General features: G+C 44.9%; 12 protein-coding genes. 8 read left to right on the forward strand and 4 right to left on the reverse strand.

All coding sequences use genetic code 11. The features are described from left to right. The first annotated feature begins 28 nt into the window (after positions 1-28). From K1Y79_RS18125 to K1Y79_RS18145, 5 genes are all read left to right on the forward strand, one after another. Entirely contained in the window at positions 29-1,177 is a 1,149-nt protein-coding gene (locus tag K1Y79_RS18125) for an anti-sigma factor (RefSeq protein WP_220251576.1), read from the forward strand. A gap of 27 nt (positions 1,178-1,204) precedes the next feature. Continuing rightward, positions 1,205-2,122 carry an outer membrane beta-barrel protein gene (locus tag K1Y79_RS18130; RefSeq protein WP_220251577.1) on the forward strand — a complete coding sequence of 306 codons (918 nt, stop codon included), beginning with the start codon at positions 1,205-1,207 and terminating at the stop codon, positions 2,120-2,122. A gap of 30 nt (positions 2,123-2,152) precedes the next feature. Then, positions 2,153-2,407: a hypothetical protein gene (locus K1Y79_RS18135; RefSeq protein ID WP_220251578.1), complete on the forward strand. Its 255-nt coding sequence runs from the start codon at positions 2,153-2,155 to the stop codon at positions 2,405-2,407. A gap of 108 nt (positions 2,408-2,515) precedes the next feature. After that, positions 2,516-5,464 (forward strand): M16 family metallopeptidase, encoded by a 2,949-nt coding sequence (locus tag K1Y79_RS18140; RefSeq protein ID WP_220251579.1) that lies wholly within the window; start codon positions 2,516-2,518, stop codon positions 5,462-5,464. A gap of 163 nt (positions 5,465-5,627) precedes the next feature. Further along, positions 5,628-6,197 carry a L,D-transpeptidase family protein gene (locus K1Y79_RS18145; protein WP_220251580.1) on the forward strand — a complete coding sequence of 190 codons (570 nt, stop codon included), beginning with the start codon at positions 5,628-5,630 and terminating at the stop codon, positions 6,195-6,197. Positions 6,198-6,423: 226 nt separating this feature from the next. On the opposite strand, the gene K1Y79_RS18150 is transcribed toward K1Y79_RS18145, so the two are convergent. From K1Y79_RS18150 to K1Y79_RS18160, 3 genes are all read right to left on the reverse strand, one after another. After that, on the reverse strand, positions 6,424-7,368 hold the full coding sequence (locus tag K1Y79_RS18150) for an alpha/beta hydrolase (protein WP_220251581.1): 945 nt from the start codon (positions 7,366-7,368) through the stop codon (positions 6,424-6,426). 191 nt (positions 7,369-7,559) lie between these two features. Then, on the reverse strand, positions 7,560-9,473 hold the full coding sequence (gene acs / locus K1Y79_RS18155; RefSeq protein ID WP_220251582.1) for an acetate--CoA ligase: 1,914 nt from the start codon (positions 9,471-9,473) through the stop codon (positions 7,560-7,562). Between the two features lie 206 nt (positions 9,474-9,679). Next, positions 9,680-9,979: a hypothetical protein gene (locus K1Y79_RS18160; RefSeq protein WP_220251583.1), complete on the reverse strand. Its 300-nt coding sequence runs from the start codon at positions 9,977-9,979 to the stop codon at positions 9,680-9,682. A gap of 395 nt (positions 9,980-10,374) precedes the next feature. On the opposite strand from K1Y79_RS18160, the gene K1Y79_RS18165 reads away from it, so the two are divergent. Together K1Y79_RS18165 and K1Y79_RS18170 are read left to right on the forward strand one after the other, a co-directional pair. After that, positions 10,375-10,998 carry a helix-turn-helix transcriptional regulator gene (locus K1Y79_RS18165; protein WP_220251584.1) on the forward strand — a complete coding sequence of 208 codons (624 nt, stop codon included), beginning with the start codon at positions 10,375-10,377 and terminating at the stop codon, positions 10,996-10,998. A 165-nt stretch (positions 10,999-11,163) separates the two neighbouring features. Continuing rightward, complete coding sequence (locus K1Y79_RS18170) at positions 11,164-11,610, forward strand: hypothetical protein (protein WP_220251585.1); 447 nt, start codon at positions 11,164-11,166, stop codon at positions 11,608-11,610. On the opposite strand, the gene K1Y79_RS18175 is transcribed toward K1Y79_RS18170, so the two are convergent. After that, positions 11,605-12,126 carry a 5' nucleotidase, NT5C type gene (locus K1Y79_RS18175; protein WP_220251586.1) on the reverse strand — a complete coding sequence of 174 codons (522 nt, stop codon included), beginning with the start codon at positions 12,124-12,126 and terminating at the stop codon, positions 11,605-11,607. The two genes, K1Y79_RS18170 and K1Y79_RS18175, sit on opposite strands and share 6 nt — an antisense overlap. A gap of 94 nt (positions 12,127-12,220) precedes the next feature. Between K1Y79_RS18175 and K1Y79_RS18180 the strand changes: the two genes are divergently transcribed. After that, positions 12,221-12,967 carry a DeoR/GlpR family DNA-binding transcription regulator gene (locus K1Y79_RS18180; protein WP_220251587.1) on the forward strand — a complete coding sequence of 249 codons (747 nt, stop codon included), beginning with the start codon at positions 12,221-12,223 and terminating at the stop codon, positions 12,965-12,967. Positions 12,968-13,000 lie beyond the last annotated feature (33 nt).

Genomic DNA, 13,000 nt, shown 5'->3' on the forward strand with positions numbered 1-13,000 from the left:
ATATTGCATTTTAATAATATGTCCTGAATTGGCAGTAAATATCAACATATCGAACTACGAGGAATTTCTGCTCAGCGCCATAGATGGTGAGCTGACAGGAGAGGAGATGGCTGCGCTTGATAGTTTCCTGGAGCAGTACCCGGATATCCGCAAGGAGTTTGCACTACTACAGTCTGTTAAACTCAGCCCGGATACAGATCTGAAGTTCGACGCCAAAGATACCCTCTACCGCAGGGCAGATGTATTATCAGCAGATAACTACGAACGTTTCCTGCTTGATTATGTTGATAATGAGCTAAGTGCGTCTGACAGGCACACATTGGAATCATTGGTCAGCCAGCATCCGCACATACAGCAAGAACTCATGCTTTTACAGGCGGCCAGGCTGACGCCTGACCTGTCTGTAACATTTGAGAATAAAGCATCGCTATACAGGAAAGAACGTACCCGGATACGCCCGTTGTGGTGGTGGAGTGCCGCCGCTGCGGTTGTGGCAGGCCTTTCTTTCTGGTTGATTCCGGCCCAACGTTCAGCGTCTCCTGAACAAGTGGCTGTTAATCAGCCGAAACAGGCAGGGACTTCGACTTCCAGTCAGCAATCAGTAGCACCTGTGGTTCCTGCTCCTCAGCCGGTAGCCCCTGAAGCAGCAGACAATGATGTGGCTGTTACAGCAACAAATAAAGCTGTTTCGCCAGGTATACAAACACCAGCTGATCAGTCAGCAGATGTAGCTACCCCTTCAGGCAGGAATGCTGCCCTGGCAGCTAACACGCCGGCACGTAGTGCAACAGGAAATGCTACTGCTGTCAAAGCTGAGCAGGCCGAACAAACACGGAAGCAGGAAGAGCAGGCCGTGCATGCGGCCGATAGCCGTGCTATTGCACTTACAAAACTGCCTCAGCCAGCATCTACCTCCGGAGAAGTGGTGCAACAATTACAGCAAAAGAGTCAGCAACAGGAAAAAATACTGGCAGAGAATGCTGCTGCCATTACAGATCAATCAGCAGCAATGGCCAATGCCATAAAGATTAATCATACTACCGCTACCGAAACAGCCAGCGCAGCGCCGGCCAATGTTAAAGGTGAACTGGTAGTAGCAGTCACGATGAACGGAGATAGTAAACTGCTGAATGGGGTAGCTAATGTAGCCCGGTTCCTGTCCCGTAAAAAGAAGTAATCCACTGTAGGAATGAATTTTTTTGATATGAAGTGTAAAGCTTTACGCTATTTATTGTTACTGCTTATTGTAAGTGTTGGTGCACAAGCCCAGACTGCCGATAGTCTTGTTGAGACGTTCCAGGTAAAGGGACTGATCATCATGAAGGGAAAAGATGCAAAAGGCAAACGTATCTTCAGGGTGTATAATGACACCGCTTACGCGAGAGAGCGGTTGAAGAAGAACCTTCAGACCAGATGGTTTGTGGTGGATGTAGGCTTCAACAACTACATAGACCGTAGCGATTACGGTGGAGCAGTTGCATTATCCTATTATGCAGCACCTAACGGAATATCAGATAGTTATAATAAATCCTATACCTATTCTGCAGCCGGGTTAAACACCCTGGCACCACGTGGAGGAAGTGCTCCGCTCACACCGTCAGAGTTCAAGCTAATTACCGGAAAGTCCATTAATCTTAACATCTGGCTGTTCCAGCAGAGGCTGAATGTCTACAAGCACAAAATAAACCTGATCTATGCACTCGGTGTAGAAATGAACAATTACCGTTTTGCGAGAAATATTACTTACGCGCCAGGATACCCTACCGAGATCGTACGTGATAACGTGAATTTCTCAAAGAACAAGCTGTTCGCACAATATCTGAGTGTACCATTAATGCTGAATTTCAATAGCAATCCTGCTAAGCCTTCCAGGGCCTTTAAAATGGGCGTAGGCGTAATGGGTGGTTATCTGGCTAAGGCCAGAACAAAGCAGATCAGCCGTGAACGTGGAAAGGAGAAAAAAGTAGATGAATTTAACCTCAATAAGTGGAAACTTAGCTTAACAGGCGATGTTGGTTACGGACCTCTCAAACTTTATGGTAATTTCGCGCTGACTCCGCTACATGATTATGGGCTGGAGCAGTATCCTTTCTCAATAGGGATACGTTTTAATAGCTTTTAGCATTTTTTGGGGGATCAAAATCTAAGATGTATGCGTTCTTTTATTGCCTTTCTGGCCTGTACCGGATTTATTGTATGGGCCCATTCATGTGAGAAGAGAATTGTGGGAGTAAAAATTTATGCGCAGGAACCTGGGCCAGACGAAGATGAGAACAGTCATTTTTCGTCGAACACCTATACCGATAATCATAGGTTACTGTTAGCCAATGTACACGAACCCGTTGCGCTGGATGCGCTGTTTGTTGACATTCAATACGGAATAACCCCTGAGCTGGATTGGGAGTAAATCGTCCACTGCTCATTTTTTAGTTCCATTTAACAAGTTCCTGCCCGGGCACATCCGGACAATACCATTATATTTGGTATTGTTTATTTTATTTTCAAAAACCAATTCATGAACCTCATTAAGAAAGCAATCTGTTCATTGCTGCTTGCCTGTACTATGTCTTCTTTAGCAGGCGCACAACAGAAAAAGTACGAATGGAAGGAGGGCACATCGGGCGGATATACCTATAAGTATATCTCCAACGATCCGATGAAGGCACGCTTCTACACGTTGAAAAACGGACTTACTGTTATTCTTTCAGTCAACAAAAAAGATCCTCGTATCCAGACACTTATCGGTACCCGTGCCGGTAGTAATAATGACCCATCCGACCACACTGGTCTGGCGCATTACCTGGAACATCTCTTGTTTAAAGGTACCCAGCGTTATGGCTCCCTGGACTGGTCGAAGGAAAAGCCTTACCTGGATCAGATCGAAAGTCTGTATGATACCTACAATCGTACAGCTGATGCCACTGCCCGTCAGGCAGTTTACCACAGCATTGACAGCGTCTCCGGCCTGGCCGCTAAGTACGCTATCGCCAATGAGTATGACAAAATGATGTCAGGCATGGGCGCTCAGGGTACCAATGCACACACCTGGGTAGAAGAAACCATCTACGAAGAAGATATTCCTTCTAATGTAGTGGACAAATTCCTGGCTGTGCAGGCAGAAAGATTCAAAGACCCGGTTTTCCGCCTGTTTCATACAGAGCTCGAGGCCGTGTATGAAGAAAAGAACAGAGGGCTGGACAACGACGGCCGTAAAACTTACGAGCTGATGCTGGCTACCCTGTTCCCTACGCATAACTATGGTCAGCAAAGCACCATCGGTACAATTGAACACCTGAAGAATCCTTCACTGAAAGCAATCCGCGATTTCTACAACACCTACTATGTTCCAGGAAATATGGCTGTAGTAATGGCCGGCGACCTGGATCCTGATCAGGTGATCAAACAGATAGACCAGGCATTTGCTTACATGCAGCCTAAACCTGTTAAAGAGTATAAAGCTCCTGTAGAAAAACCTATCTCTGCACCGATAGTGAAAGAGGTGTTCGGCCCTGACGCTGAAAATGTTATGATTGCCTTTCGTATGCCAGGTGCGCTGGATGTGAAATCAGCCGTTCTACAGTCAGTAATTTCTGAAGTATTGAACAATGGTAAAGCCGGTTTACTGGATCTGAATATCAATAAGCAACAGAAAGTGCTGAAAGCCAGTGCAGGTGTAATGGGATGGAAAGATTACTCCGTCTTCACTATGAGCGGTTCTCCTAAAGAAGGACAGACGCTGGAGCAGGTTAAAGATCTGTTACTTGGTCAGCTGGAGATTCTGAAGAAAGGCGAATTTGACGAAACAATGGTGAAAGCTATTGTTAACAATGCAAAACTCGCTGAACTGGTAGGTGTGGAAAGCAATAAGAACCGTGCTACCTCCATGATGGATGGCTTTATCAAGCACAGAGGAAAGAACTGGCAGACAGATGTATCTTTTGTGGATGATATGTCGAAAGTTACCAAAAAGGAAATCGTTGACTTCGCAAATAAGTACTTCTCTAACAACTACGTATTGTTATACAAACGTAAAGGTGAAGACAAGAATCTCCAGAAGGTAGATAAACCTGCGATCACGCCGGTAGAAGTAAACCGTGAAGCACAATCAGCCTTCCTGAAACAGGTTAACGAAATGCCTGCTAACAGTATTAAACCACTCTGGCTGGACTTCGACAAAGACATTCAGAAAGGTAAACTTGGTACTGCGGATGTATTGTACGTACAGAATAAAGACAACGGTCTCTTCCGCCTGTACTACCGTTTCGATATGGGTAGCTGGAACAATAAACTGCTTCCGCTGGCAGCGCAATATCTTCAGTTCCTGGGTACAGATAAATATACTACAGAACAGATCAGTAAGGAGTTCTATAACATCGCTTGTAACTTCAACGTTTCAACCGGTACTGACGCTACTACTCTTACCGTAAGTGGCCTGCAGGAGAACTTTGACAAGGCAGTTGCCCTGTTCGAGCATGTTCTTAGAAACTGTAAGCCGGATGAGCAGGCACTCGCCGCCTTCAAAGGCCGTATAGCTAAAGGCCGTGCAGATTCCAAGCTGAATAAGTCGAATATCCTGAAAGGACTTACCAACTATGGTATGTATGGTCCTAAGAATCCGTTCAATAACCAGCTGAGCCAGTCTGAACTGGATGCAGTTACCGGTCAGCAACTGGTTGATATTCTGCATTCTTTGCCTGAATATCAGCACATGGTTATTTATTACGGCCCGCAGACGCTGGACGCTGCTATTGCCGCTATTGGCAAACAGCACCAGGTACCAGCTACGCCTAAAACAATACCAGCGCCGCTGAAATTTGAGAAGATCTCCCAGGATAAGAACCAGGTATTGTTCACCAACTACGATATGGTACAGTCAGAAGTAAACTGGATCAGGAATGCGGGCAACTATACTCCTGATAACACCACCCTGATCAGTGTGTTCAATGGCTACTTCGGAGGTAACATGGGATCTATTGTATTCCAGACTATCCGGGAATCTAAAGCGCTGGCATATTCTACTTACGCTTATTATGCATCTCCTGAGAAAAAAGACGGCCGCTATTCTGTAGTAGCGTACGTTGGCAGCCAGGCAGATAAAATGGGCGAGGCTATCAATGGTATGAACGAATTACTGAATGATATGCCTCGTTCGGAGAAAGGTTTTATGACTGCAAAGCAGAGCATGAAACAGGATATCGAAACAGAACGTATCACACAGGACGGTATCATTTTCACCTACCTGGGATCAAAGAAACTAGGTCTGGATACTGATTACCGTAAGACAGTGTATTCACAGATTGATGGTATCACCTATGATGATGTGAAGAAGTTCCATGATGAGAACATTGCAAATAAGCCTTATACTTATTGCATTATGGCATCTGACAAAAAGGTAAATCCAGAAGATCTGAAGAAGTTTGGCGACGTGAAAGTCGTTTCTTTGGAAGAGATTTTCGGTTACTAATATCATAACGGTTCAGCCGTATTTATAAGAACCATCCGGGTCTGTTTGCCATTATGGTGAACGGAAATTCCGGATGGTTCTTTATTTTTGCCATCTATTTTTTGGAAAGCTGCAATAATGAATTGACAGTCAACGTTAACTTAAGTGCAAAATCCCTGTGAAAATGAACCGCTATTGCTTGTTGATGCTTCTGATGCTGACAGTGACCGTATCAGGATTTACGAATAAAGGTGAAGAAGACAAATTGTATACAGTGAAATTACAGCCTGGAGATATCGATCCCAACAAGATATTCCTGCTGGTGGACAAGAGTGACTACAGAATGTACTTATACGAAGACGTTACATTAAGGAAGATATACAAAGTGACTTTCGGCAACCGCGACCAGTCTGACAAACGTCAGGAGGGAGATCGTTTGACTCCTGAAGGCACATTTCATATATTAAGTAAAAGAGTGGACAAACTCTGGAACCGCTTCATGTTACTGGACTATCCTAATGAGGATTCCTGGAATAAATTCTATGACCTGCAGGATGCAGGTAAGTTACCCAAGAATGCCTCACCTGGCGGGGGCATCGGTATCCACGGTGTAGAGTGGAACTCCGGCATACGTGACAACTATGTTGAAGGACGTATTAACTGGACGCTCGGCTGCGTGAGTATGAAGAACAGTGACGTAAGTGAACTATATGACCTCATTAAAGTAGGTACACCCGTTGTCATCAGACGATAATGCCTGTATTGCACATTGCAGTGTGCAGAGTTACCTTTATTATAAGAAACGCATTTGAAGATCTTACATGCTATTCATGATGAAGAGCAGTGCCGCTATGGCCGTTAGCCGGAAGCATTGTAGTGACGTCAGGCGATGTGTCTGGCCTCATGATTTATCATAAAGGCGGGTATTGGTCTTGTGAAGCACACTTCATTCGGGTGGAGTGTGCTTTTTGCATGATAGGCTACTCCAGGAATGTTTTTACCGCATTCTTCCACTTTTCTCCCTCATTTCTGCAGAAAGACTGGTGTCCGGATTTTTCATAGATAACCAGCCGCTTATTAGCTGAGCCCATGTTTTGGTATATCTGTTTTGTTTCCTGCCGGGTCACCCTCGGGTCGTGTTTTCCCCAGGATATCAGCGCAGGCATATGGATGCTTTTGGCATATTCAGCCGGATTATGGCTGAAGCCCCAAAAGCCATTCTCTACACCACCCCAGAAAGTAAGTAGCTGTGATAGGGGAGAGCCAGGTAGATGGACAGCCCGCATCCTGCTTTTTACTGCATCAGTCAATGTTGCAAAAGAGCATTCCAGCATGACCTTATCCGGTTGAAGATGGTAGGTTGGTATTGCCCTCATTATGGCAGCAGCGCCCATGCTAACACCCCAGAGTAGAATGTGCTTTTCTCCTTTCTGCTGCACAAAATTGTAGGCCAGCATAACGTCTTCTGCTTCCTTGTACCCTACAGTGCATACATTGCCCTGGCTGTTGCCATGTGCACGGAAGTCCATTAGTAGTGTGTTATAGCCCAGCTGCCGGAAATAGGTAGCCTCAGATATAGGGCCGTCTTTCGCGCCATTATAGCCATGGAAGAGTATCACTGTACCTTTTGCATTCGGGCGTGGCATCCACCAGCCTTCCAGTCGCAGACCGTTGGCTGTTTCCAGGTAGATAGTTTCGTATGGAGCCTGCGGTTGATTTCTGAGCGTTGATTTGGACAGGCGTACGCCAAACAGTACCATCTTCATCTTTTCACCTGCACGCATTTGTTCCGGGCGCTGATGTTTATTCTTGAAAGCGCCCGCATTATAGAAATGAGTGAATTTCCAGGCATGGAAGGCAGCTACAACATTCAGCAGAAGGAAGAGTACTAAAAGGATGCGAAGGATACGTTTGACAAACTTCATGCGGTAAAATTATAAAAAGAGTGTATTCGTTTGCTTGTAGGGTGGGGTTTTTATCGTGCTGAGTGGTTGGTAGGAAGTAGGTGACTGGTAGTATAGGTCAGGCCGGGTGGTATACCAGGGTATATGGTACGGGAGGAAAATAAAAAAGGGCTGCACATGTCAGCCCTTTTATAATACGGATGTTAATACTGTTAAAGTCTGCCGCGTTTGATGTCTTCTACTACAGCAGGATCGAGCAGGGTAGAAGTATCGCCCAGGTTATCCAGCTCGCCTTCCGCGATTTTGCGGAGGATACGGCGCATAATTTTACCGGAGCGGGTTTTAGGCAGTCCGCTTACGAACTGTATTTTGTCTGGCTTAGCTATCGGTCCGATGATACGGGACACAGTCTGAAGGATGTCTCTTTTAACAAGTTCAGCTTCGTGAGACTGCTTTTCGGTGATAACGTAGGCATAGATACCCTGCCCTTTGATATCATGCGGATATCCTACAACAGCGCTTTCTACTACGCCGGCGTGCATGTTAATGGCGTTTTCCACTTCAGCAGTACCAATACGGTGGCCGCTTACATTGAGTACATCATCTACACGACCGGTGATGCGGTAGTAGCCATCTTCATCTCTGAGGCAGCCATCGCCGGTAAAGTAAAGGTTGTCGTAGGTAGCAAAGTAGGTAGTACGGCAGCGTTCATGATCGCCATAGGTGGTACGCAGCATACCAGGCCATGGGAATTTGATACAGAGGTTGCCATTGACGTTATTGCCTGTTATTTCCTTGCCGGTTTCGTCTACCAGTATCGGTTGGATACCCGGCAGGGGCAGTGTGGCGTATCCTGGCTTTTCTTTGGTGATACCGGCAATAGGCGTGATCATGATGCCACCGGTTTCAGTTTGCCACCAGGTGTCTACAATCGGACAACGTCCTTTACCGATATGGTCTTTAAACCAGTGCCATGCTTCTTCGTTGATCGGTTCACCAACGCTGCCTAGTTTTTTAAGAGAGCTGAGATCTTTATGATTTACAGGCCCTAATCCATATCCCATCAGGCTGCGGATAGCGGTAGGAGCTGTATATAAAGTGTTTACACGGAACTTATCTACAATAGACCATAGGCGGCCAGCGTCAGGGTAGGTAGGTACCCCTTCAAACATCAGGGTAGTTGCGCCTGCACTGAGTGGCCCGTATATGATGTAGCTATGACCAGTGATCCAGCCTATGTCGGCAGTACAGAAGTAGACTTCTCCCGGCTGATACTGGAAGGTGTTTACGAAGGTATAGTTTGCATATACCATGTAACCGCCACAGGTATGTACCACTCCTTTGGGTTTTCCGGTAGAGCCGGATGTGTAGAGGATGAAGAGCATATCTTCTGCATCCATTTCTTCGGCTGGGCAGGGGGGATTTCCCATGGTTTCCACCTGTTTGATCTCGTCTTCCCACCAAAGATCACGGCCTTTTATCATGCTGACAGGCGTGCGGGTGCGGGTACATACGATGACTTTCTTAACTGACGGGCAGCCGATCAGGGCATCATCAATAACAGATTTGAGCGGAATATCCTTATTACCACGGAATGCGCCGTCGCAGGTAATTACCAGGCTGGCTTGTGCATCCTGGATCCTGTCGGCAATAGATTGGGCACTGAAGCCTCCGAATACTACAGAGTGAATGGCACCGATACGGGCACAGGCAAGTACTGCAATAGCCAGTTCGGGGATCATTCCCATGTAGATACATACGCGGTCGCCTTTCTTTACGCCGTTGTTCTTCAACACATTAGCGAATTGGCATACTTTGTTATATAGGTCGCGGTAGGTAATAACGCGGTGGCGTTCTTCAGGATCGTTAGGTTCCCAGATAATAGCAGGAGTATTACCGAGGGTTCCCAGGTGACGGTCAAGGCAGTTTTCAGTAATATTCAGCTTGCCGCCGGTGAACCATTTGACATCCGGATCTTTGAAATTCCATTCCAGTACCTTATCCCATTTGCGCCTCCAGTAGAAGTGATCTGCTACATTGGCCCAGAATCCTTCCGGGTCTATGACACTCTGCTGGTAGTTCTGTTGATACTCTTCTAAGCTCTTGATCTGATACGGATAAGCCATAGCTGCAATCAGTTTTGTTGGTCAATGTAAATAACGTGTTAGCAATCTGCAGCTTAAATTTAGTAAAAATGGGCAATAGTCAATAACAAACCTGTATATGTCCTGGATAGTGGCAGATGGGGCCGGGAATAATGGTTTCAGTTGGTCTGATCGGGGATTCCGGGTTAGCATCTAAAGGGCATAGGTTATGAGTTTAATAGAATGACTTAATCTTTAGCTGGCTTTCTCCTGTATTTCTCACAGTAATCCCAGAAACCCTGGAAAACTTCATCGAGAACTGCAATGATCTTTTCTTTTTCTGCATTGCTCAGATTTGGTGTAATCCGTTCTTTATCGAGACTTCCCGGTTTTACGGCGCTACGCATTTTACGATAAAATGTAGGGATACTCCATGAACATTCCTCACACACACGCTCACGGAAGTAAATAGGAAGATTGATCATTCTGGAATGCACATCCTGTAACAAATTGATAGGTTGTGATGTGGAAGGCATTGTTTTTTTCATGCTGAAAGTTTTTGGATTAATGTGATAATGATTAATTGAGAGTTTCTTACCACTGTAATAATATTGATTGCGATGTAAGCAAATCTATTTATAAATATTTTATTGTAACAATTTTTGCACAACTAATTTTTACCTCCATTAGCATGCTTCTAAATGATTGTTAAATAACTATTTATATCAAATATTTTGAAGGCATATTGTGACGATGTTGTCATTCTTCATTGAAACACAATGTATACTGAATTGTAATACATCAAAATAGCTTTACTGATATTATCATGCTGATAACTATATTGTCTATATGAATTTCCAATTATGTCAATGAAAAGGAAATTATTATTATATTGTATGAATTGCACACCAGCGCAAACCACTGTTAGTAAAATATAGCATACATGTCCAGGTTAATCCACATGGGCCAGCGCCTTAAACAAGTATTAAAGCAGAAGAAAATTAAGATAGTTGACTTCGCAGACATGGCGGGTTTCACCAACCAGATTGCACATTATCATTTACGGAAAAGTGATATGAAGCGAAGTACACTTGAAAAATTCTGTGAGATTATCGGTATCACTGCCGAAGAGTTTTACGAATGGAATAGTGTTCCCTCTGCCAACGGAGAAAAGGGAAAGGAAAGTACTGTGTTACATCACGGTGATAGATTGATGGAGTTGATAGGTGAACGGGGCCTGAATAAAACCAGATTGGCCAAACGTCTCGGTATGAGCCGCCGCACTATGTACAATCTCTTTGAAAAAGAAGTCTTTAGCGCAGATGAATTGGACAGAGTAGTCAGGTCTCTCGAAATGACAAGCACCAGCTTTCTCCACCCTGGCGCACTTGAAGATGCCCGCCAGGCAGAAAATGATGAAATGCTTGCACTCAGAGAAAAGTATTACAAGTTGCTGGAAGAGCATAACGTGTTACTGAAAAGCTATTCCTCTCTTAAAGAAGGACTCGAAACAGCAAAAAAAGATATTCTACAGCTACGCAAACAAGCCCGTTCAAAAAAAGGCTGATACTAAGAGAACGAACTGACTGAAAAGACACCATAACAATATTCCACAAAATCCTAGCCCATTGTATCCAACAGCAATCCTCCAGGTTTTTTAATGAATAACAAAATTGTTATAGTTTTACGTACAATACTATTATGATAATGCTGTTATCATAAATCTCGTTCAATGAACTATCTGCCAAATGCGTTTGATCCTCCCGTATGGTATCTTGTAATGCCCATCTGTGGTGCAGAAGAAGAAGTGTTTACCCGTAAACGGTTGGCCGACATTGTTGCCGCAAAACTGAATAATGATCAGCGCCACGCACTGATCACTGTAGAAGATTATACCTTTCTGCCAATGTCCATCCATCTGATGGTGCGTGAAAATGCACTAACCCTTGATCTGTGGTGGCAGCCATTTATGGATGCTATTCTCAGAGATATTGCCAGGCTGCAAACAGGCAATACCTTGTCATGGTGCAACTACACCTCCGAGCGTATCATTGATGCTGCGGCATTCGAACACAGGGCATACGAGCTGCTTTTCCTGCCCGTATGGAAAGGTCTTGCCACAGATCCGCAAGGATATGCATACAATAGTGTTAATAACAAGGCTGGAATAGACTTATAATAACAGTCCGGCTACATCCTGCCAGGTATCCACTCTCTTGAAATCTGTCACATTCACATTATGCGGCGCTGTAAACATTAACCCCTGACCTTTAAAAGGTTGCAAGTTCTTCACATGATCATCGATCATATAGTCTGCCTGGATGATCGTCTTTGAACCACAGAAAACTATATTCTGCCAGGATATAAATGGAAAGTGCTCTGCCAGCCAGTCTACCTTTTCCGGCAGAGATGGTGTAAACTCCATGGCTGCTGATACAATAAACACCTCATATTTGTCCTGCAACGCCCGGATTACCTCCTGACTGTCCTTTATCACAGGCTTTGTCCTGAAAAAGCCGGGTTCAAACAAAAACTTCCTGATCACTTCCTTCTCATGTGGGAATCCTGTCGTTTCAGGAATGCCGTATAGCGTCGCCTTGTCAACTTGTACCCCATAGCGGTTAGCATACCAGTCAATCATTTGCTGGGTTGTGTCTGCCATTACGCCGTCCATGTCAATCGCAATTCTTGCCATATTCTGCTGTTTTTTGCAAATTTATGCATTTTGCACAAAAGTGTTAGCTGTATTCTGCAAGCTGTTTCTTAATTTTGCAGGAAATTGCAACAACATGCTTAAAGAAGAGCGCTTCGATTATATTCTCAGGAAGTTGCAGGCTGACCACAAAGTACTGCACACGGAACTGAGTAATGATCTGCAGGTGTCGGAAGATACCGTCAGGCGCGACCTGGAAGTGCTGGCTCAGAATGGTCTGCTGATCAAAGTAAGGGGCGGCGCTATTCCTCACTCTCCACAACCGTATACTTTTAACGAACGTATTGGCATCCACGAGGATGACAAAAGAGCAATTGCCACCAAGGCGCTATCCTTCCTGCATAATGGCCAGACTATTATCATGGACGGTGGTACCTCCACCTATGCCCTCGTTAAACTGTTTCCGCCTTCTTTACAGCTCACCGTAGTAACACCCAGCATCCCTATCGCCATGCAGCTGATGGAGCATCCGGGAGTAGAAGTCATCCTTACAGGTGGCCGCATATTTAAAAGTTCCCAGGTTACCGCCGGTATTGACACAATCCGGATGATAGAAAAGATGCGTGCAGATATCTGCTTCATGGGGGTATGCAGCCTGCATACTGAGGTAGGTGTAACAGGCCCCGATATGGACGAAGCTGCCGTGAAAAATGTCATGGTACAAGCTGCCAACAGGGTCATCGCTCTTGTAACCGGCGATAAAATGGGTACAGCAGAACCTTATAAGGTTTGTAACATCACAGCAATGGACACAATTATAACAGATGATGCCGGATTATCGCTGGCTTTACCTTACCAACAGCTCGGAATAAATGTTATCTGAAAAGAACAGTGATTTTTTTCTTATTTCAAAGTA

The sequence above is a fragment of the Chitinophaga rhizophila genome (genome assembly GCF_019492185.1).
In the GTDB taxonomy this organism is placed as follows: domain Bacteria; phylum Bacteroidota; class Bacteroidia; order Chitinophagales; family Chitinophagaceae; genus Chitinophaga; species Chitinophaga rhizophila.